At 49.5% G+C, this 20,445-nt stretch carries 16 protein-coding genes; 11 read left to right on the forward strand and 5 right to left on the reverse strand.

Annotation, left to right across the window (positions count from 1 at the left end):
* The first annotated feature begins 200 nt into the window (after window positions 1-200).
* Window positions 201-1,163, forward strand: a complete 963-nt coding sequence (locus ACJJI4_RS07340) for a hypothetical protein (RefSeq protein WP_444897571.1) — start codon at window positions 201-203, stop codon at window positions 1,161-1,163.
* Between the two features lie 611 nt (window positions 1,164-1,774).
* Here the strand turns inward: ACJJI4_RS07340 and ACJJI4_RS07345 are convergent.
* Together ACJJI4_RS07345 and metH are read right to left on the reverse strand one after the other, a co-directional pair.
* Window positions 1,775-1,993, reverse strand: coding sequence for a DUF2970 domain-containing protein (locus ACJJI4_RS07345; protein ID WP_413665506.1), 219 nt, complete (start codon window positions 1,991-1,993; stop codon window positions 1,775-1,777).
* Between the two features lie 4 nt (window positions 1,994-1,997).
* Entirely contained in the window at window positions 1,998-5,693 is a 3,696-nt protein-coding gene (gene metH, locus ACJJI4_RS07350) for a methionine synthase (protein WP_444927590.1), read from the reverse strand.
* Window positions 5,694-5,913: 220 nt separating this feature from the next.
* Here metH and ACJJI4_RS07355 point away from each other — a divergent pair, with 220 nt between their 5' ends.
* From ACJJI4_RS07355 to ACJJI4_RS07390, 8 genes are all read left to right on the forward strand, one after another.
* Window positions 5,914-6,504: a TetR/AcrR family transcriptional regulator gene (locus ACJJI4_RS07355; protein WP_444927591.1), complete on the forward strand. Its 591-nt coding sequence runs from the start codon at window positions 5,914-5,916 to the stop codon at window positions 6,502-6,504.
* A gap of 119 nt (window positions 6,505-6,623) precedes the next feature.
* Window positions 6,624-7,655 carry an NADPH-dependent curcumin/dihydrocurcumin reductase gene (gene curA, locus ACJJI4_RS07360; RefSeq protein ID WP_444927592.1) on the forward strand — a complete coding sequence of 344 codons (1,032 nt, stop codon included), beginning with the start codon at window positions 6,624-6,626 and terminating at the stop codon, window positions 7,653-7,655.
* Between the two features lie 33 nt (window positions 7,656-7,688).
* Window positions 7,689-8,369: a type 1 glutamine amidotransferase domain-containing protein gene (locus tag ACJJI4_RS07365; protein ID WP_282933144.1), complete on the forward strand. Its 681-nt coding sequence runs from the start codon at window positions 7,689-7,691 to the stop codon at window positions 8,367-8,369.
* A gap of 108 nt (window positions 8,370-8,477) precedes the next feature.
* Window positions 8,478-9,068: a Fe-S biogenesis protein NfuA gene (gene nfuA / locus ACJJI4_RS07370; RefSeq protein WP_282933143.1), complete on the forward strand. Its 591-nt coding sequence runs from the start codon at window positions 8,478-8,480 to the stop codon at window positions 9,066-9,068.
* Window positions 9,069-9,324: 256 nt separating this feature from the next.
* A complete protein-coding gene (locus ACJJI4_RS07375; RefSeq protein WP_444897566.1) occupies window positions 9,325-10,197 on the forward strand; it encodes a patatin-like phospholipase family protein in 873 nt (290 codons plus the stop codon).
* Window positions 10,198-10,513: 316 nt separating this feature from the next.
* Window positions 10,514-11,383, forward strand: a complete 870-nt coding sequence (locus ACJJI4_RS07380) for a patatin-like phospholipase family protein (protein WP_413665511.1) — start codon at window positions 10,514-10,516, stop codon at window positions 11,381-11,383.
* Window positions 11,384-11,622: 239 nt separating this feature from the next.
* Complete coding sequence (locus ACJJI4_RS07385; RefSeq protein ID WP_444927593.1) at window positions 11,623-12,498, forward strand: patatin-like phospholipase family protein; 876 nt, start codon at window positions 11,623-11,625, stop codon at window positions 12,496-12,498.
* Entirely contained in the window at window positions 12,482-12,916 is a 435-nt protein-coding gene (locus tag ACJJI4_RS07390) for a nuclear transport factor 2 family protein (protein ID WP_413665513.1), read from the forward strand. The genes ACJJI4_RS07385 and ACJJI4_RS07390 overlap by 17 nt, the downstream gene beginning before the upstream one ends.
* Before the next feature lie 33 nt (window positions 12,917-12,949).
* On the opposite strand, the gene ACJJI4_RS07395 is transcribed toward ACJJI4_RS07390, so the two are convergent.
* Both ACJJI4_RS07395 and hrpB read right to left on the reverse strand, forming a co-directional pair.
* Complete coding sequence (locus ACJJI4_RS07395) at window positions 12,950-13,945, reverse strand: endo alpha-1,4 polygalactosaminidase (protein ID WP_444927594.1); 996 nt, start codon at window positions 13,943-13,945, stop codon at window positions 12,950-12,952.
* Between the two features lie 202 nt (window positions 13,946-14,147).
* Window positions 14,148-16,712, reverse strand: coding sequence for an ATP-dependent helicase HrpB (gene hrpB / locus ACJJI4_RS07400; protein ID WP_444927595.1), 2,565 nt, complete (start codon window positions 16,710-16,712; stop codon window positions 14,148-14,150).
* A gap of 125 nt (window positions 16,713-16,837) precedes the next feature.
* Here hrpB and ACJJI4_RS07405 point away from each other — a divergent pair, with 125 nt between their 5' ends.
* A complete protein-coding gene (locus ACJJI4_RS07405; RefSeq protein WP_413665516.1) occupies window positions 16,838-17,302 on the forward strand; it encodes a cupin domain-containing protein in 465 nt (154 codons plus the stop codon).
* Window positions 17,303-17,503: 201 nt separating this feature from the next.
* On the forward strand, window positions 17,504-18,454 hold the full coding sequence (locus ACJJI4_RS07410) for a D-alanine--D-alanine ligase family protein (protein WP_444927596.1): 951 nt from the start codon (window positions 17,504-17,506) through the stop codon (window positions 18,452-18,454).
* Between the two features lie 153 nt (window positions 18,455-18,607).
* Here ACJJI4_RS07410 and ACJJI4_RS07415 read toward each other — a convergent pair whose 3' ends face one another.
* Complete coding sequence (locus ACJJI4_RS07415) at window positions 18,608-19,726, reverse strand: KamA family radical SAM protein (protein WP_444927597.1); 1,119 nt, start codon at window positions 19,724-19,726, stop codon at window positions 18,608-18,610.
* Between the last annotated feature and the right edge of the window lie 719 nt (window positions 19,727-20,445).

Genomic DNA, 20,445 nt, shown 5'->3' on the forward strand with positions numbered 1-20,445 from the left:
AAAATTAGGAGGTTAAGTGGTGCCGGTGTACAAGTTGCATCTAGTTGCTTTCCATGTTATTTATTCGCAAAACTTGGTCTTGGAGCGTTATATTAAAAAAGAGTTCTTAGGTGATCTCAATGTGTTTTTGGGTTTCAAAATTGAGAAAGGCAGTTGTCTCAAAAAATAGTCGTATAGATATTGTTATTGTGGTTGTTTGAATGATGTATAAGAAAAAATTATTAATTTTGCTGTGTTTTCTTGTGCCGTCTATGGGGTTGGCTAGTGGAGATGGCGAGAAGTTTAATAATGGGTACGTGGTTAATAACCTGGCGGATGATTTTTACGATTTATACAATTCATCAGAAGGGATGGATGATGAAGCTAGAGCATTTTTAATTGCTAAAGAACTGAGCGATCGATTTCCTGAGTACTATAAAGATGGTGGTGAGATAGAGGAGGGGGGTAAATACTCTCTTAAAAATAGAGTTTTTAGTGCAGTTTCAAATTTTCCAGACATCGAAATAAAGTATCTTTCAAAGGAGAGATCCCTAAATATAAGTCTGGAGGATAACTTGAAATCTTTCTCCAATACCTTTTCAGATATGGCTATGGATGTTCCTATCTATATGCTTCACTCTTTTGGGGAATTTAATGGTACTTATCGCAAGCTGGATGGGCAGGGATATTTAATGTTCGGGCTGGATATGATGGCTGAGTATCATTCGTGGGAGGTGGATTCCTCCTTTTTTCATCATGAGTTGTTCCATGTTTACCATGAAAAATATTTTTCGGGTTGTGAGCAGTTATGGTGCGATATTTGGACTGAAGGATTGGCTACTTATATTTCTCACGAACTAAATCCAAGTGCTGATTATAATGAGCTAATGCTTAACATACCTGCAGGCATGGTGCCTGATATAGATGCCCGATTGCTGTTTGCATTGAATGATCTAAAAGTAAAGTTTCACTCTGAAGACCCTGCAATAAAATCTTCATTTAATAACTTCGCAGCTGATGATACAGGTTTGCCTGTTCGGAGGGGTTATTATTTGGGTTATATTTTGTCCAAAAGTCTGGGGGAAAAATACTCATATGTTGAGCTGGCTAGGATGAGTAATGGTCAGGTTGAGAGGCTTTTACTGTCTGAGCTAAATAAGTTGATACAGGCTTACAGCTCTTAAATATTAGAAAATTACTATTGATCTGATGGTGCCGCTCCTCCACTGGCTGTTCTATCAGATCAACTTCAGTTTCATAATCTCTAAGTATTACATAGTTACAGTACTTCTCACTATGTCGGACGTGAGTGCATTGCGATAAGATGTTGGCAAAGTGTAAAAGTCACTTTCTGTTATCGCGGTTTATGATGCAGGATAGGATGTAACCCTAGTTGAATTTGTTCGTATGCTCGGGATCTGTGACAGCGGAGCAGTGGTGTATTGCAAAAAAGACTTGGTCGCTAACTCTACCGCCGTTTTAGAGCCAGTCTTGCAACTGCGGGCTCAATTTGCTCTACTTGGGTTGCCGCATCCAGCGGCCCAACTACTTTAAATAACAATAAAGAACGATCGGAGAGATTCGATGAATGATGAAGTAGCTGTAATTTCTGAAGACGATAATGTAGTGGATGCAATTGCTGCTGTAGCACTGGTCGCAATTTTCGTAGCCACCTGTGTTTTTTGGGTGGCCACGCGCTAGCCCGCCGCTGGCCCGGAGTTGTGTAGTCCCGGGCATTAGCATTTCGCTCGGCTTATTTGTGTAGCTGCTAGCTGATGAAAAGCACTCTGCGCTCTTAGCCCATATTGCCGAGTACTATTTTCACAATAAGAGCCAATCCGATTACAAATACAGCGGTAAAAACAACGCCGGCAATAACGTACGTCATAATACTGCCGCTTTGAAAATCCCTTTCGCGGTTTTTATCACTCTGCACGCCAATTGCGGCGGCCAGGGTACTGACTACCACCTGGCCGAAATTGGGCTTTTTCGCTTTCTTATTATTATCTTCCACAGGCTCACTCCTCGAGGTTGGGACGTAGCCAGCGCTCCAATTCCGGTTCGCTGACCCCTTTTCGTTTAGCCAGGCTTTGCAGCTGATCCCTGCCGATCTTGCCCACATTGAAGTACTTTGCCTGGGGGTGGGCGAAGTACCAACCGCTCACCGCAGCTGCGGGCATCATGGCAAAGTGCTCGGTAAGGCTGACGCCTGCATTTTGCTCCGCTTGTAGCAATTTGAACAGGGTAGCTTTTTCCGAATGATCGGGACAGGCTGGATAGCCCGGGGCTGGGCGGATGCCCTGGTAGGCTTCCCTGATCAGCTCCTCATTGCTGAGGGTTTCGTCTTCGGCATAGCCCCAATATTCTTTTCGCACCAAACGGTGCAGTGTCTCAGCAAAGGACTCTGCCATACGGTCTGCCAGGGCCTTTACCATAATGGCGTTGTAATCGTCGTGCTTGGCTTCGTAGGTGTCTGCTAACTCGTCTGCGCCGATGCCAGTGGTAACCGCGAAGCCGCCCACATAGTCTATTTGGCCGGACTCAAGCGGCGCGACGAAATCTGCCAGGGAGCGGCAAAGGCCATCACCACCGCGTTTCTGTACCTGCTGGCGCATATGGTGAAGGCGAGCCAGCTCCTCACTGCGGCTTTCATCCTTGTAGACGATGATATCGTCGCCGACGCTATTGGCTGGCCATAGGCCGAATACGGCCCGTGCGCGCAATAGCTTTTTATCGATAATCTCTTTCAACATGCGCTGGGCGTTGTCGTAGAGATCGGTTGCGGCTTCTCCCACAATTTCATCTTCAAGGATTGCCGGGAATTTACCCGCCAAATCCCAGGAAATAAAGAAAGGCGTCCAGTCCATAGTGTCGAGCAGTTTCTCCAGAGGGAAATCGTCGATCACGGTGAGGCCCAGCTTGTTGGGTCGTGCTGGCTGGTAGTTTTTCCAATCAAATTCCGGAGCGGTATCCCGCGCTTCCTCGTAGGTTAAGCGGGTGTCATTGCGCTTGCGGTTGGCGGTGCGGGTGCGCACCTTTTCATACTCGGCCTGGATTTTTTCCACAAAGGCTGGGCGCAGCTCATTGGAAATCAGGCTGCTGGCCACGCCTACGGCGCGGGATGCATCGGCTACATACACCACCTGGTTGCGATGGAATTGGGGATCAATTTTTACGGCGGTATGGGCTTTGGAGGTGGTGGCTCCGCCGATCAATAATGGGATATCAAACCCCTGGCGCTCCATCTCGGCGGCTACGTGAACCATTTCATCCAGGGATGGGGTGATCAGGCCGGACAGGCCGATAATGTCACACTCCTTTTCCTTTGCTGTTTGCAAAATGGTTTCCGCTGGCACCATCACGCCGAGGTCGATTACTTCATAGTTGTTGCAGGCCAGCACCACGCCCACAATATTTTTGCCAATATCGTGCACATCCCCTTTAACAGTGGCCATCAGGATACGGCCGTTGGAGCGGCTGTCTTCGGTTTTTTCCGCTTCAATATAGGGTTGCAGGTAGGCTACCGCCTGTTTCATAACCCGGGCGGATTTCACTACCTGGGGCAAGAACATTTTCCCTTCGCCAAACAGGTCGCCGACGATATTCATACCGTCCATCAGTGGACCTTCGATCACATCCAGTGGGCGTGAGGAACTTGCGCGGGCCTCTTCGGTATCTTCCTCGATATAGTTGTTAATGCCTTTCACAAGGGAGTGTGCCAAGCGTTCCTTCACGGGCAATTGGCGCCAGCTCAGGTCCTCTTTGCGCGCGGCCCCACCGCCATCCCCTTGGTATTTGGGGGCAATGTCCAATAGGGCTTCAGTGGCATCCGGGCTGCGGTTGAGGATCACATCCTCAACTTTTTCCCGCAACTCCTCTGGGAGTTCGTCGTAAACCGCCAACTGCCCGGCGTTCACGATACCCATATTCAGGCCGGCTTTAATAGCGTGAAACAGGAATACTGAATGAATGGCTTCACGTACTGGATTGTTGCCCCGGAAAGAGAAGGAAACATTGGAGACGCCGCCACTGATCTGGGCACCGGGCAGGTTTGCGCGAATCCAGCGGCACGCCTCGATAAAGTCCACCGCGTAATTATTGTGTTCCTCAATACCGGTGGCGACAGCAAAAATATTCGGGTCGAAAATAATATCGGTGGGATCGAAGCCGACTTCATCGACCAGCACATCGTAGCTGCGCTTGCAGATCTCAATTTTGCGCTCGAAAGTATCCGCCTGGCCATCTTCATCAAAAGCCATCACCACCACAGCTGCACCGTAGCGCAGGCACAGTCGAGCCTTTTCGATAAACTCCTCTTTGCCTTCCTTGAGGCTGATGGAGTTCACAATGGGCTTGCCCTGGATGCATTGCAGGCCGGCCTCGATCACCTCCCACTTGGAGGAGTCCACCATAAATGGCACCTTGGCGATATCCGGTTCGGTAGCGGCAAGGTTGAGGAAGCGGCGCATAGCGGCGAGGGCATCCAGCATCGCCTCATCCATATTGAAGTCGATTACCTGTGCACCATCCTCTACCTGGGCGGCAGCCACTTGCAGGGCGGTGTCGTAGTCCTCTTCAAGGATCAGGCGCTTAAATCGGGCGGAGCCAGTGACGTTGCAACGCTCGCCCACATTGACGAATAAGGCGTTTTCATCGGCGACAAATGGCTCCAGTCCGGACAGGCGCAGAGCAGGTTTTATTTCCGGCTGCTGTCGTGGGGGTATATCGGCCACTGCGTCGGCAATTGCACGAATATGATCGGGGGTGGTGCCACAACAGCCGCCGAGGATATTAATAAATCCGCTGCGGGCAAATTCCGCTACGATTGCGGCGGTCTGCTCAGGGGTTTCGTCGTATTCGCCAAACTCATTGGGCAATCCCGCGTTGGGGTGGGCGGAGACATTAGAGGTACAGGCGCCCGATAAGGCTTCCACATAAGGGCGCAATTCGGTGGCGCCCAGGGCACAGTTGAGCCCCACAGAAATTGGCTTTGCGTGGGCAACGGAATTGTAAAAAGCTTCAGTCGTTTGGCCGGAAAGGGTGCGGCCAGAGGCATCGGTAATGGTGCCGGAAATCATAATTGGCAATTCGAAACCCAGCTCCTCAAAGAGCTGCTGCATGGCATAGATAGCGGCCTTGGCATTGAGGGTGTCAAAAATGGTTTCGATTAAGATCAGGTCGCTGCCGCCTTCGACCAAAGCACGGCCCGCTTCTACATAGTTTTCTACCAGTTCATCGAAAGTGACATTGCGTGCCCCTGGATCATTGACGTCTGGTGAAATACTGGCGGTGCGGGAAGTGGGGCCGATGACCCCGGCTACCCAGCGCGGGCGCTCTGGGGTAGAGAGTGCATCTGCTGCACGGCGCGCGATCTCTGCGGAGGCCCGGTTGATCTCTACCACCAGGTGTTCCATATCGTAATCAGATTGGGACAGCTGGGTCGCGTTAAAAGTATTGGTTTCGATAATGTCCGCGCCCGCCTCAAGGTACTCCCTGTGAATCTTTTCGATCAGCTCCGGGCGGGTCAGGCTGAGCAGGTCGTTATTGCCTTTCAAATCGCGTGGGAAGTCGGCGAAGCGCTCACCCCGGTAATCGGCCTCTTCCAGCTTCTCCCTCTGGATCATCGTCCCCATAGCGCCATCCAGGATCAGGATGCGCTGCGCAAGCGCGGCATTAATTTGCTCGAGACGTTGGTCGCGGGACTGCTGGGACATTTACCAATCCTTATGTTGTCGATCTTTTGCCGATGGTGGGAATGGCGCCAATCTTAGCACAGTCACGCCCACTCACTGGCTGCGACTTACGCCTTTTTGGTTGATCCACCACAATAACAGAGCAGTTTTGATTAAAGTTGAGCAATTTATAGATACTTCACAGCGCCTAATCACTATAAATCCCTAGACGACCGGTCTAGTTTTGCGTAGAGTGCTAGGCATGAAAAGCAGCTATGAAGATACTCGCCAACATTTGTTGGATACCGGTTATACCGTGATGGCCGTAAAAGGTTTCTCCGGTGTGGGTTTGAGTGAAATTCTCAAAACCGCCGGTGTGCCAAAGGGATCCTTTTATCACTACTTTAAGTCCAAGGAGCAATTTGGCGAGGCGCTGCTGGAAGATTATTTTCGCAGCTACCTGGAACAGATGGACGTTGGCTTTTCCTCCCGGGATCAATCTGCCGCCGATAATTTATTGGCCTATTTTGATGCTTGGCAGAAGAGTAGTGGGGAGCGTTACGATGCACACCGCTGCCTGGTGGTTAAGCTTAGCGCTGAGGTGGCAGACCTGTCTGAATCGATGCGGGTTATCCTCAGAGATGGGACTGAGCATATTATTCAGAAGCTCCAGAATTGTATCGAGCTGGCGGGGGAAGACGGTTCTCTGCCTAGCACCCTCAATGCCCCTGCCACCGCAGCTTCCTTGTACCAGCTGTGGCTGGGAGCCAGCCTGTTGGCCAAGTTAAACCGCAACGATACGCCAATGGCAGAGGCGATGCTGGCGACCCAGGAGATTCTGGGGAAACACTGAGTTTTTTACTGAGCCCGCGAGGGGAAAACCGTTGCGGGTATTTTTATGGCGCCTTTCTAGACGACCGGTCTAATTTGGCGACTTTGACTTCCATTTTACGAAGTTATGGAGAATAGAGAATGCAATCGAGCGATATAAACCGCCGCCTGGTATTGGCATCCCGCCCTGAAGGTGCCCCGACGACAGATAACTTCCGCCTGGAGCATGCCCCTGTGGTCAAGCCGGAGGTCGGCGAGGTGCTGTTGCGCACGGTATTCCTATCGCTCGATCCCTATATGAGGGGGCGAATGAGTGATGCGAAGTCCTACGCAGAGCCTGTTTCACTGGGAGAGACCATGGTTGGAGGGACGGTGAGCCGTGTGGTTGAGTCCCGATTGAATGGCTTCGAGGAGGGGGATTGGATACTCGGTTATAGCGGCTGGCAGGACTACGCCATTTCTGATGGTACCGGGTTGATTAACTTGGGTAAAAATCCGGATTACCCCTCCTTCTCCCTGGGAGTGCTGGGTATGCCGGGAATCACCGCCTACTTTGGCTTGCTGGAAATTGGGGAGCCAAAAGAAGGGGAGACTCTGGTGGTTGCAGCTGCTACCGGTCCTGTGGGGGCAACGGTTGGACAAATCGGCAAGTTGCAAGGGTGCCGGGTAATCGGTGTTGCTGGAGGTGAGGAAAAGTGTCGCTATGCGGTAGAGGAGTTGGGCTTCGACCTGTGCCTGGATCACCGCGCCGAAGATTTTGCCGATCAATTGGCTGCGGCTTGCCCTGACGGTATCGATATCTATTTTGAAAGCGTTGGTGGCAAGGTCTTTGATGCGGTGCAACCGCTATTAAATGATTTTGCGCGGATTCCTGTATGTGGGCTTATCTCTCAGTACAACGCAACCTCATTGCCGCAAGGCCCGGATCGCACCGGTTTGTTAATGCGGGATGTACTGACCAAACGCTTAAAAATCCAAGGCTTTATTATTTTCGATTACTACGAACGTTTTCATGAAGCGGTACGTACATTAAGCCAGTGGGTTGCCGAAGGCAGTATTAAATATCTTGAGGATATGGTCGAAGGGTTGGAAGAAACACCCAATGCATTTATCGGGCTTCTGGAAGGAAAGAACTTCGGCAAGTTAGTTGTGCGCATAGGAAATGATGATTGAAGCAAAGCTGACAAAGTTTATAAGGACAGAAATATGAAAATACTGATGGTTCTGACTTCCCACGATGAACTGGGGAATACCGGTAAGAAAACGGGGTTTTGGCTGGAGGAGTTTGCCGCACCTTACTACACCTTCAAGGACGCCGGTGCTGAAGTGACCCTGGCCTCTCCAAAAGGCGGGCAGCCGCCTCTCGATCCTAAGAGTGATGAGCCAGATTTTCAGACGGAGGCGACTCATCGCTTTCAGGCTGACGCCGATGCTCAGCAGGTTCTGGCCAATACCCACAAATTGGCTGATATGAATGAGTCTGATTTTGATGCAGTCTTTTATCCCGGTGGCCATGGTCCCTTGTGGGATCTTGCGGAAGACCCGGTCTCAATTGCACTGATTGAGAACTTTTTTGCCGCAGACAAGCCGATCGGTGCTGTGTGCCATGCTCCGGGCATTTTCCGTCATACACGCCGTCAGGATGGCGCTTACCTGGTGTCGGGAAAAGGTGTGACCGGGTTTGCCAACTCGGAAGAGGCTGCGGTTGAACTGGTGGATGTCGTGCCTTTCCTGGTTGAGGATATGCTCAAGGGAAATGGTGGAAACTACTCCAAAAGTGGTGATTGGGCACCCTACGTAGTGGTAGACGGCAAACTGGTAACTGGTCAAAATCCGGCCTCTTCAGAGGAAACCGCCCAGACTCTTATGGGATTTATCCCCACCTAGGAGAGTGGTGAGGCCGGTCGGTCGAAAGGGTTCCAACTGACCGGTTTCCCTTGAGTCTTTCTGAGAGTAGAATACCCGACAAAGAAGCTTGGTTATTTGAGAGCCTATATGTCTGATTTGAATGTCACTATTACTGAACCCGCTCAGGAATACCTGAAAGAGCTGTTGGCCAAACAGGACTGTGAGGGAATTGCCATTCGCATGTTTGTTTCCAGTCCCGGCACGCCTAACGCCGAGACCTGTATCGCCTACTGCCGCCCGGGAGAGGAGGAAGAAGGTGATGTGATGTTGGAAATGAACGGTCTCAAAGCTTACTTCGAAGGGCGCAGCGTTCCCTATCTGGATGATGCTCGGGTCGATTACTCTTCGGACAAGATGGGCGGGCAGTTGACGATTCGCGCGCCCAACTCCCGTATGCCGAAAATTACTGACGACAGCCCTATCCAGGATCGTATTAACTATGTTTTGTACAACGAGGTTAATCCGGGCCTGGCAGCTCACGGTGGCCAGGTAAGCCTGGTAGAAGTGACCGAGGATATGTTTGCTGTGTTGAAGTTTGGTGGCGGCTGTCAGGGTTGTGGCATGGTTGATATGACCTTAAAGGAAGGCGTGGAAAAGACTCTCAAAGAGAAAATCCCCGAATTAGCAGGCGTGAAAGATATTACTGACCACACCGACAAGTCCCAGGCTTACTACTGAGTTCCTGAGACCATTCTGAGTCGGCCAAGTGGCTCAAAAGAAAAAGGCGAACCTTGTGTTCGCCTTTTTTATTGCAGTGAACCTCTCAGGTTAGATCCCGCGTAAGCCTCCCTACGAACTACTCCCACACTGTATATATTTGAAATATTCCTCGGTGCTTTTGAGGCGCTGGGGCAATGTAAAGTGCCGGTGCAGCGATCCAGTGATTGGTCATGCTAGTGATTGCTTGTGCGCCAACTCCAGGGAAGAACAATCTATGTTTGACCAAGTGGTGTTTGCCGGTGGCGGCGTGCGCTGTACCTGGCAGATCGGCTTTTGGGAGTCGGTTGCAAAGGAAATTGATCTGGCACCTCGGGTGGTCAGTGCAGTATCCGCTGGCTCCCTGGTTGCCAGCCTGGTTCTGATGGACAGGTCACTCGACGGGGTGGATTACTTCGTTTCGGCATTTAAGTCCAATGGGAAAAATATCCATTGGGGCAATATGTTTCGCAAGGACCCAGTATTCCCGCACTATACAATTTATCGGCGAGCATTAAGCGACTTATTTTCTGGAGGCTTTGATCAACTTAGGGAAGCCGCAGACCTACGTATAGGAGTCAGTACTTCGCCGAAATGGCTGCCTGGTCCAATCGCATTAATGATTGGAGCTGCGATTGATTACTCTGATACTTATATTTTCCCGAACCTTCACCCCACTACTGCACTTAAATTGGGCTTCCGCCAATCTTTTTATAAAGTTCGTCACTGTTCAGATCCGTCCCAGTTAGAGAAGCTGGTTATTACTTCATCCTGCACGCCACCTCTGACACCGCGTCTGAAGCAGGGCGGTGCAGAGGTATTGGATGGAGGGGTTGTAGATAGTGTGCCTATTGGTGGGCTGGATACTGGTGAAGGACGGGTGCTTATTTTGCTAACCCGACGTTTCCCGCAGCTGCCGGACCGTTTTACGGTACAAAAATTTAACCAGGAATGGACATATGTTCAGCCCTCTGGACATGTTCCACTTAATGTTTGGGATTTTGCCAGTCCGGAAGAGGTGAAAGATACTTTCCGTATGGGGATTGCAGATGGCCGTGCATTTTTAGCGGCACTGAGTGGCGAAGGGCGGTTAATTGAGAGTCCTCCCTGATGTGACTGGGGATATCTTGAATTACTGATTGGAAGGTTACGATCTTAAAGTTACTCATAGGTTTGCACTGAGTGTTGAGATAAAGACACCTTTAGTCTCAATGCCTAGTTGGTTTGAAAAGTGAAGCCTTTTTTATATCTATTTGTATCAAGGTGGTTGGCAGGTTTGCTGATTGTGATGCGTAATAGTTGGGAGAGAGCCATTAACTGTGATCTCGCTTTAACGCTTGGTGGCGATAGAGACAAAAACTCCTGCCTAAAATTAAAATCAAAAATACCCGTATCTATTTCGATAGCCTTTTTTAGAGGGTGTCGTCATGTTTGATCAAATGGTTTTTGGTGGCGGTGGAAGCCGTTGCACTTGGCAGCTTGGTTTTTTGTTATCCCTAAGTCGCGAATTACCGATCCGGCCGAAAGTTGTTTGTGCTGCATCCGGAGGCAGCATGGTAGCGGCACTCATGCTTACGGATCGCTGCCGTGAGGGTGTTAATTACTTTCACTCTGTTTGCAAAAAAAATGAAAGGAATTTCTACTGGAATAATTCATTCCGCAAAGAACCAATTTTTCCGCACTTTGAGATCTATCGCAAAGGGGTACATGAATTTTTTCACGATAGTCTTGAGCCTCTGCGTCAATCTGCCGACCTCAGAATTGCAGTGACTTATCCCCCGGAATGGTTGCCTGTGCCTCTCGCTCTAACGCTGGGGCTGGCAATTTTCTACTCTAACAAACACATCTTTCACGACTTGCATCCAAATACAGCGTTACATCTTGGGTTCCGCCAAATGTTTCACCCCGTGAGTAAATGCAAAGATGGGACAGATCTTGAGCAGCTTATTTTGAGTTCCTGCTGTGCCCCCCCCATATCCCCAAGGTTGTCGCTTGATGGTGCAGAGGTGCTGGATGGAGCTCTGGTAGGTAATGCTCCGGTCGCCGGCTTGGATGCTAGCAAAGGGCGGGTTCTGATTTTGGATACAGGGAGCTTTCCACACCTACCGAACAGTTTCAGTGTGCAAAGGGGGGATCAGGTGTGGACTTATGTTCAGCCTTCCAGTCCGTTGCCCATCGGGATGTGGAATTTTGCTGACCCCAGTGCGATGAGGCACACCTTGAAAATTGGGGTTGCAGACGGTTATGCCTTTCTTGATGCGCTTGTGTCCGGTAAGGAACGCCTGGTGGAAATTTGAGTATTCAGTGAGTTCAGGGTCAAGACGATCAGTTGCACAATGCTTGTGATTCGATTAGCTTATGCAATTAGTTGCATATTGTTGTCGTCATCAATATGTCATCATGAAGGCTGAAACTAATTGGTCAAAAGTGTTGGCGGTAACGCAAAGAGCGGCCTGAAACTGCACTTGAGAGGATGTAAAACACAGAATGGACTCAGGAAGTTCCAGTCGGAAGGCTGCTGCAGGGAAGCGCGATCATGTTTGACCAAGTTGTTTTTGCCGGTGGTGGTGGGCGGTGTACCTGGCAGATTGGCTTTTGGGAGTCCATAGCCAACGAAATTAGTCTTTCTCCGAAGGTGGTTACTGCGGTTTCGGCAGGGGGCCTAATGTCGAGCCTGGTGCTGATGGGTAAGACGGAGGAGGCTCGAGAGCATTTCTGGACTGCGTTCGAGACTAATGAAAAAAATGCTTATTGGGGAAACCTTTTTGGTAAAGAACCTGTGTTCCCCCAATATGGAATCTACCGCAATGCGATGTTAGAGCTGTTTCGCGATGGACTGGAGACCCTTCAGCAGGGCGCAGAGTTGCGAATTGCGGTTGTTCACCCACCAAAAGGCCTATCTGGAGGTTTGGCTTTTGGAGTGGGGGCCATGGCCTACTATGCCGATAAGCATTTTTTACGCAGCCTTCACCCCAAGATCGCCCAGCGCTTAGGTTTTAAGCAGCAATTTTATCGAGCCCGGGATTGTTCCAGTATTGAGGAGTTGGTGGACCTGATTTTGTGCTCCTCCTGTACGCCGCCATTCACCCCAAGACTTAAGTTGCGGGGGCGAACAGCACTCGATGGTGGGGTGGTAGATAACATCCCGGTTGCGGGGCTGGATAATGGAAAGGGAAGGGTGCTGGTGTTGTTGACCCGTCGTTACGATCAGTTCCCGGACATATTTACACAGCGCAAAGGCGATCAGGATTGGACTTATGTCCAGCCCTCGAAACCGCCATTCATCAGTGTTTGGGATTACACAAATCCTGAGCTGGCCCAAAAAACTTACGAGTTGGGGTGTGCTGATGGGAGAAAATTTTTACAAAAACAAATGAGTGAAGAGGAAGTCTCCAATGAACAATTCCAATAATAAAATAGCGGAATCTATTGCCCTATGGCACGAGATGGTCGCTGCGCGAGATCTGAGTCGCTTGCCAGCGATCGTTGCAGAAGATGCTGTTTTCCGTTCACCGGCATTTTTTAAGCCCTACCACAGCTCCGCTGCTGTGTGCCTGATTCTCAATACGGTGATGCAGGTTTTTGAGAGCTTTGAATACGACCGTGAATTTACTACCGAATCGGGACACGATCTGGCTCTTGAATTCGCAGCCTCCATCGGTGATAAGAGCCTGAAGGGATTGGATATTATCCGCTTTAATGATGAAGGTAAGATTATTGAGTTTGAGGTGATGATACGCCCGCTCAACGCCCTGCAAAAATTGGCAGAGGAAATGTCCGGGCGGCTTTCCCAGTATGTGACTCAATATAAGGAAACTCAGCAGGCCTGATGCCTGCTGAGTTAAAGCGTTGGGGCCTAATGATTACTCATCGTCGGAATCGAAGTATTCAAATGCATCGATTCCATCCATATAGGCCCCATCGAATCCTGCATCAACGATCATATAAATATAAGAATCATCGTTGCCGAAGATAATTTTTTGCCAGCCCTCCTGCCAGTACTTCACGTAGTAATTACCTGACTCACCGGGTACTTTTCCCAATAGCCATTCGGGAGGAGTGTTGTACCAATAGGATTTCCAGTAATAACGATCGTCTTGTGCCTCGCCGACATTGACATAGGCTAGCACTAAGCGGCGCCCACCGTTTTCTTTTACCCTGAGCTGCTCAATTTGTTCTTCTGTGTAAGGTTCACCGTCAAAGAAAAAGTCGATTATCAATATGTCGTAATCGGTTTCACTCAGTTTATCGATGAAATCTTGAGGCGTAGAGTAGTTGCTGGTATTGGTGATATTGATAAAGTTTTTGGCTTCCTCAAGGTCATCAATGTCCAGAGAGTTAACATTGAAGGGCTCATCGGGATATAGCGGTACATCGTTCAGGAGTTCGCTATCTGCGGCAAAAGAAATATACCCAGCCTCCTCGTTATTCTCATATGACTCTTGAATATCCCGCTCAATATTGGTGAAGTCCGTGATTAGGATTGTATCCCCTTCATCTTTCGCCAAGTCCAGGTAAGTTTGCAGGCGCTTGGTCTCTGACTCGCTGGTGGGCTCGTTGACAACACCATTTGCGCCAAAGAAGAGGGCCTCCTGTGCAATGCCGTCTGTGGCATCCAGGTAGGCTTCATCGACTGGACCAGTGGTAGTGGTTGTCGTAGTAATCAACTCAACCCCATTCTGGGGTACGATGAGAAAGTGACGGTTGATGCCCTTGGCGTAGGCGCTGATATCCTCTACCAGGTAACGCATTTCCTTATCGTACTTGATAGTTGACTGATTCAAATCATCGGGAAGATCATCGAGGCTACAGCCAAATATCAGTAATGGGCTGAGAGCTGCTAAGAGTATTCGGCGCAAAATACATCTCCATTGCTACGAGTTAGAGTTTGTTCTGGTTTTGGGGCGTCGCTGCGGGCCAAAATAATTCAGACTATCTCTATTGGCGCGAGTTCCTATCCCTTGCGGCAGCTTATGCTATCCGGTTGTTGCTGAATGTTAACTTAACCGCCGCCCAGAAGATAATTTTGCTGCCTCAGGGGCAGTGAATCTAAAAAAAGAACTACCGTCCCATATCCATTCTCTTCTTCGTTTTAGTAGTAGCCTCAGCCGTCAGGGGATCATCGGGCCAGTAGTGTTTCTGGTATTTGATACGCAACTCCTTCTTTACCTCTTGGTAAGTATTGGCCCAGAAATTCACCAGGTCACGGGTAATTTGAACGGGGCGCCGTGCCGGAGAGAGTAAATGAATCATCAATGGATAGCGGTTTTTTAGAATTGTTGGAGTTTGTGCCAATCCAAATAGCTCCTGCAGGCGCACAGCCAAAATAGGTGGAGTTTCTCCGTAGTCGATTCTTATGCGGGAGCCACTTGGAACCAGGTAGTGACTGGGGGCCAAGTCATCGAGTTTTTGTTGCAATTCCCACTCAAGCTGTCCGCGCAAGATGTTTTGCAAGTCAAGCTGCCCTAGCTGCTCAAGTTTGCTGAACCCCTGCAAATGAGGTAGCAGCCAATCCTCCATGGTCTCCAATAGAGCCTCATCACTCCAGTTTGGTACTCGAGTGTCGCCGAGAAAATCCCCACACTCTTCACTTTGGCGTAAAAATTTCACTCGAAAACGTAACTGGTTAGCTTCTGTGTTCCAGGGGAGGGAGGAGAGACCTTTCTTTCGTACGGCTTCTAATAATGCGAGACTGAGGGTCTCCGGGGGAATATCTGCTGCAGGCCGCTGGTGTAAAACCAGCGCCCCCAATTGCGTTTGCTGTAGGGCGACAGCGCGGCCGGTAGTCTCGTCCCAGCGAACTGAAATCTCTTCTTTGATCTGGGCGGCGAAATGCGACTTCAAAGCGGGCAGAGAAATCTCTGCTGCCAGCTGGATACTTGCATCTCGGCCCTGGCCATCCAGTTCGGCAATGACCAAGTATTCGCTTAAAGCTAAGGCGTCATCATGGGAGAAATGTGCGCCTCGGCCACTGGAGAGTAGAAACCGGCTGCCGGTATCACTGCGCGATTTCGCAATACGGTCTGGGTAGGCGAGTCCAAGCAGGGCACCAGTTTCATCGGAGTGATCGATACTCTGTGGTGCAGGACTTGAACTTGACTCAAATTTCTTTAATTGAGAGAGCCAGGTTTTAGACTGCTGGCGTATTCTGTGAGCAGTACTGCGATCTACCCGCCGATCGTTGCCTTGGGACTGCAGAGCCTGAATCCGTTTGCTAATGTCCCGATCCCATCGTGCTTCGCCACGAAAAATATCCCGTTCAGATAGTAGCGCTGCCAGCAGGCAGGCCTGTTCCTGTAATCCCCAGCCGACACTGGCAACTAACATATGTGCGAGGCGAGGGTGGGCGCCAAAGGACAGCATGGTATTCCCGTGAGGGGTAATACGCAGTTTGTCATCCAGTGCCCCCAGTTGCTGCAAGAGCTGTTGGGCCTGGGCCATGGGTCCTGGGGGTGGTGTGTCGAGCCAGTTGAGCTCGCTGACATCGGTAACCCCCCATTTGGCTAATTCAAGTGCCAGGGGAGCCAGGTCACTGCGGGTGATTTCCGCTGTATTTTTGGTACTCAATGACCGTTGCCGGCCCTCACTCCAGAGTCGCAGACAGTAGCCGGCGCTGAGGCGCCCGGCGCGCCCTGTGCGCTGGGTAGCTGAGGCCTGGGAAATCGAGCTTGTCACCAAACGATTCATGCCACAGTTGGGATTAAAGCGCGATTCACGCATTAATCCTGAGTCGATAACTATTCGGATGCCCTCAATCGTCAGGCTGGTCTCGGCCACATTTGTAGCCAGTACGATTTTTCTCGTGCCTGGTGCCGTTGGTGCTATCGCCTGATCCTGCTGCTCACGGCTCAGATCCCCAAAAAGCGGTGCAATAATAATGCGGCCCTTTTCGGTTTCCTCAGATAGTCGCTCCTCCAATAAGCTCTCAACCTGTTTGATTTCGGCGACACCAGGAAGGAAGGCGAGAACACTACCTTCTTGTTTGCCTAAGGATGCGACAACTTTACTTGCCATCAAAGCTGGGATTTGTCGTTTGTCCTCGGGCTCTTCTCGTTGGTTTAAGTATTCAATATCGACGGGATAGCTGCGTCCTTCACTGGATATGATGGGTGCGTTATTTAGTAGTGAGGAGATGCCGCTGGTATCCAGGGTGGCAGACATCACCAGAATCTTGAGATCCTCGCGAAGATACTCCTGGGACTGAAGACATAAGGCGAGGGAGAGGTCGGCTTGCAGGCTGCGCTCATGAAATTCATCGAATATGACCAGAGCACTGGATGCCAATTCAGGGTCAGCCTGTAAGAGGCGCGTGAGAATTCCCTCGGTTACAACCAGGATGCGAGTCTTCTTGCTTGACTTCCGCTCGCCCCGGACCTGAAATCCAACGGTATCACCAACTTTCTCACCCAGCTGGTTAGCCATGCGCGCCGCTGCCGTTCTAGCGGCCAAACGTCGCGGCTCCAGCATAATAATATTCTTTCCGCTCAACCAAGGCTCATTCATTAATGCCAGTGGTACGGCGGTCGTTTTACCCGCTCCGGGGGGTGCCTGGAGCACGACATTACTATGCCCTCTCAAGGCCTGGAGCAGTTCGGGGAGGATACTGTGAATAGGTAACTCAGACATGGGCGCGATTATAGTGATTTCGCAACATCGGTGATACCAGCACTGTCCGGTAAGCTGGCTAGCTGCTGGCTGAACTATATTCTCCCGTAACTAGATGGTTGCTTCCCAGGAGAAAGGAGAGTGCGATGAGTGTGAATGTCCGGCGAGTTGTTACAGGGCACGACCCAGAGGGAAAGCCAGTAGTGCTCATAGATGATCAGGGTTTGCATACCAGTAGTTGGCGGCCTCATATGGTTCAGCAGCAGTTATGGACTACTCAGGACTTGCCCGTAGAGCTTTGTGACGATGGTAGAGACAACGGCGGGAGAAAATTTGATGGAACTACGATTCCGGGAGGCTCGGTTTTTAAGGTCGTAGAATTTGGGCCGGGAGTTACGCCACGATCTCACCAAACTGACAGCATTGATTATGCGGTAGTGATGTCTGGGAATATCGAGATGGAAATGGGAGATGAGGTTGTTGTGAAGCTGTCTGCGGGAGATGCACTTGTCCAGCGGGGGACAGTTCATAATTGGGTCAATCGAGGTGAAGAACCTTGCGTGATAGCTTTTGTGCTAATTAGCTCTACGGGCAATACGGCATTTGGTTAGTTGTCTTTATTAATGGTTACTTGCAAGTACTTTCGACTTCAACCCTATCCAAAACTCAGGACTAATGAAGGTTATTAACTTCTTTTTTACGTGCAGTTTTCTGGGTAGAGGCTGGGGGGGCGTTAAAGTGAAAACCAGTTGCGTAGCTAATATTCCAGTCCGGCATTCGATAGGTTGTGTAGTGGCAGCGGAGCATGACCGATGCGTATCGGTATAGTCTACGACCTTCGTGATGATTATCTCGGGATGGGGTTTAGTGAAGAGGACGTCGCTGAACTTGATCACCTGGAGACGATAGATGCGATTCACGATGCGCTTACGTGCGCAGGCCACCATATCGAACGGGTCGGCAATATTCACAGGTTGGCGCAACAACTGGTTGAGGGTAACAGCTGGGATCTAGTGTTCAATGTTGCTGAGGGGATGTACGGAACTGGGCGTGAAGCACAGGTTCCCGCTTTGTTGGATGCTTGGAGGATACCGTACACATTTTCTGATCCATTTGCCAACACAGTGACCCTTAATAAGGAGATGACCAAACGCATATTGCGGGATATGGGTATTCCAACGGCACAGTTTGCAGTTGTTCGAAGTGTTACAGATGTCAATCGAGTAGAGCTTGAATATCCCTTGATGACAAAGCCGCTTAGGGAGGGAACCAGTAAGGGGGTATCGCCTGAATCCAAAGTTATCGACAAGGCAGCTTTGAAAAACCGCTGTGAATACCTTTTGAGTCGGTTTAATCAGCCAGTACTGGTTGAAACATTCCTACCTGGCCGAGAGTTTACTGTGGGCTTTTTGGGGACGGGTGCAACTGCCGAGTGCATTGGCGTGATGGAAAAGTTATTGGGCGATGAACCTGTGTATTACAAGTATGATGGAGCTTTCCCCGGCCGGCTTGTTGACGATGATCAGGCGCTAAAGGTCCGAGCAATTGCGCAGAAGACTTGGGAAGTACTTGAGTGTCGTGATGGTGGTCGAGTTGATATTCGCTATGATGCACAGGGGGCCCCCATGGTTATGGAGGTCAATGTCCTACCCGGTTTGCGGCCTGAAGTTTCTGAACTACCCGTGATGTGTGAATTGGCGGGTATTCAGTATGGAGCCATGATCAACCGTATTGTGGAATCAGCTATAAGCAGTCATCTATAGATATCCTGGGTTCCGAAAAATTCTGCGATATATTGCGGTGCATACTACCGTTGCCAAACACTTGGTATTTTGGATATCTCAGGAACATCCAAAAAGGCATCAGCGCAATAAATTTTTGACTTATGATTACCTTCTCTGGTAGTTAGCACTTTGTTACTCCAGATATATACCCGTTTGCCCTCTGAAATTTCGAATGTGCCATTCGCCTTCGATATCGCCTTGTTTTACATATTCGTAGGGCGTGACCGGGTTTTTGCCCAGCTCGGTAGTGAGTACATATTGAGGGACCGCAAAACCCGTGATGTGCCCCTGCAATGACTCATAAATTGCCTGTCCTTCCTTCAAGCTTGTCATAAAGTGAGAGACACCGACCACATTATCGCAGTGATAGAGGTAGTAGGGCCTGACTCGTATTTTTACCAGAGCGAGCATCAATTGGCGCATAACATCCGGTGAATTGTTCACGCCTTTTAAAAGCACTGTTTGATTTCCTACCGGAATGCCTGCCCTCAACAAGCGGTCGCATGCAGCGGCGGCTTCTTCTGTGACTTCTTTGGGGTGATTAAAGTGTGTGTTCAGCCACACTGGATGAAATGATGCGAGCATTTCGCACAATTCGTCGGTGATACGTTGGGGGGCCAGTACGGGAAAGCGTGAGCCAATACGAATAATTTCCACATGATTTATTGCTCTCAGCTTCTCCAATAGTTTGGCCAAGCGGTCGTTGGAATACATCAGTGGGTCGCCGCCGGTGAGTAATACATCGCGAATCTGTGGATGTGATTCTATGTAAGCAATATCCTCATCCCAGCTGGTTGCTTCGCCTTGTTCAAAATAACTTTCCGGGCCCACCGTTGTGGTGTGAAATTTCCTTGTGCAATGACGGCAATAAACAGGGCAAACAGACGTTACCAGAAAGATGACGCGATCTGGGTACTTATGTACGACGCGGTTGGTTTTACGAAAATACTGATCACCTACAGGGTCAATGTCTGCACTGTCGGGTACGATGGTTTCCTCTGGAGAAGGAACTGCCTGCAATCTAATTGGACAATTAGGGTCATCAGGGTCCATTAAGGAGGCGTAGTAGGGTGTAATACTCCACCGATAGATTCCTTTTAGCTGTTGGATAGCGTCAGATTCAGAAGTAGAAACATTGATCCATCGCTTTAGGCCATCCAATGTGCTGATGCGATTGCGCATTTGCCAGCGCCAATCAGACCAGGCCTCGTCAGAGTTTCCCGTTACGGAACGGACTATAATGTTGCGCATAAGTATCGCCGCTCTGTTGTGCATTCATTTGTTGCTGATGGTCTGCCTCGATATCCGAGATTGCCTGTAAGGGGCTTGAACATGGATTGCCTGTGAAGCAATCATTATGTGTAATGAAATTTGTGGAAGGATTTGATGTTCGTAATGCCTCAAATCTCTGTAGGACTTTCTGCGATATTTTGAGCAGCCAACTTCTGAGCAACCAATTCCAGTGCATTTTGAGACCATACTACTTAGTTTCTTCAATACCCTTGTGAAGTAGGGGGGGGTATTTTATCTACCGCCCTTCCAATAAAAATAGAAGATACGATTTTCAGCTGGTAGGTGCTAAGAATACTGCTCTGTCGATAGCTTGGTAGAAAAGTGTTTTGCGCTCTAAACGCTAAATCGAGAAATTTGTAATTATCGTGATTGTATGCCTGTAGTAACACAGGTCTAAAAAGGGGTACGTCATTGGCGATATAGGGTGTAACCACAAAAATTATACCAAGTATCGGTTTCACGATATTTCAATCCTATATCCCAAATATCGTTTAGTTGTTGCTCGATGCAACTTGCCTGCTACGTGAGGTAGATGTTATTTGGTCCGCACTCCTCTGTTTAATAAATATTTGCATATATTGAGTATTTTTCAACAAGTCAGTAATCGCAGGTATGGGGCCAATATGAGTGTAAAATTAGTCACGTTTTTTTCTGGAGGAGTATAAGAAACAGCTGTA

This window comes from Microbulbifer maximicatervae (SeqCode), assembly GCF_052467305.1.

What these genes read in the sequence shown, in the direction of transcription:
- ACJJI4_RS07375 (WP_444897566.1), top strand. Translation starts at nt 9,325, where the DNA reads ATGTTTGACCAAGTGGTGTTTGCCGGTGGCGGCGTGCGCTGTACCTGG.
- ACJJI4_RS07355 (WP_444927591.1), top strand. Translation starts at nt 5,914, where the DNA reads ATGAAAAGCAGCTATGAAGATACTCGCCAACATTTGTTGGATACCGGT.
- ACJJI4_RS07415 (WP_444927597.1), bottom strand. Translation starts at nt 19,726, where the DNA reads ATGCGCAACATTATAGTCCGTTCCGTAACGGGAAACTCTGACGAGGCC.
- metH (WP_444927590.1), bottom strand. Translation starts at nt 5,693, where the DNA reads ATGTCCCAGCAGTCCCGCGACCAACGTCTCGAGCAAATTAATGCCGCG.
- hrpB (WP_444927595.1), bottom strand. Translation starts at nt 16,712, where the DNA reads ATGTCTGAGTTACCTATTCACAGTATCCTCCCCGAACTGCTCCAGGCC.
- ACJJI4_RS07385 (WP_444927593.1), top strand. Translation starts at nt 11,623, where the DNA reads ATGTTTGACCAAGTTGTTTTTGCCGGTGGTGGTGGGCGGTGTACCTGG.
- ACJJI4_RS07405 (WP_413665516.1), top strand. Translation starts at nt 16,838, where the DNA reads ATGAGTGTGAATGTCCGGCGAGTTGTTACAGGGCACGACCCAGAGGGA.
- ACJJI4_RS07390 (WP_413665513.1), top strand. Translation starts at nt 12,482, where the DNA reads ATGAACAATTCCAATAATAAAATAGCGGAATCTATTGCCCTATGGCAC.
- nfuA (WP_282933143.1), top strand. Translation starts at nt 8,478, where the DNA reads ATGTCTGATTTGAATGTCACTATTACTGAACCCGCTCAGGAATACCTG.
- ACJJI4_RS07365 (WP_282933144.1), top strand. Translation starts at nt 7,689, where the DNA reads ATGAAAATACTGATGGTTCTGACTTCCCACGATGAACTGGGGAATACC.
- ACJJI4_RS07410 (WP_444927596.1), top strand. Translation starts at nt 17,504, where the DNA reads ATGCGTATCGGTATAGTCTACGACCTTCGTGATGATTATCTCGGGATG.
- curA (WP_444927592.1), top strand. Translation starts at nt 6,624, where the DNA reads ATGCAATCGAGCGATATAAACCGCCGCCTGGTATTGGCATCCCGCCCT.
- ACJJI4_RS07380 (WP_413665511.1), top strand. Translation starts at nt 10,514, where the DNA reads ATGTTTGATCAAATGGTTTTTGGTGGCGGTGGAAGCCGTTGCACTTGG.
- ACJJI4_RS07340 (WP_444897571.1), top strand. Translation starts at nt 201, where the DNA reads ATGATGTATAAGAAAAAATTATTAATTTTGCTGTGTTTTCTTGTGCCG.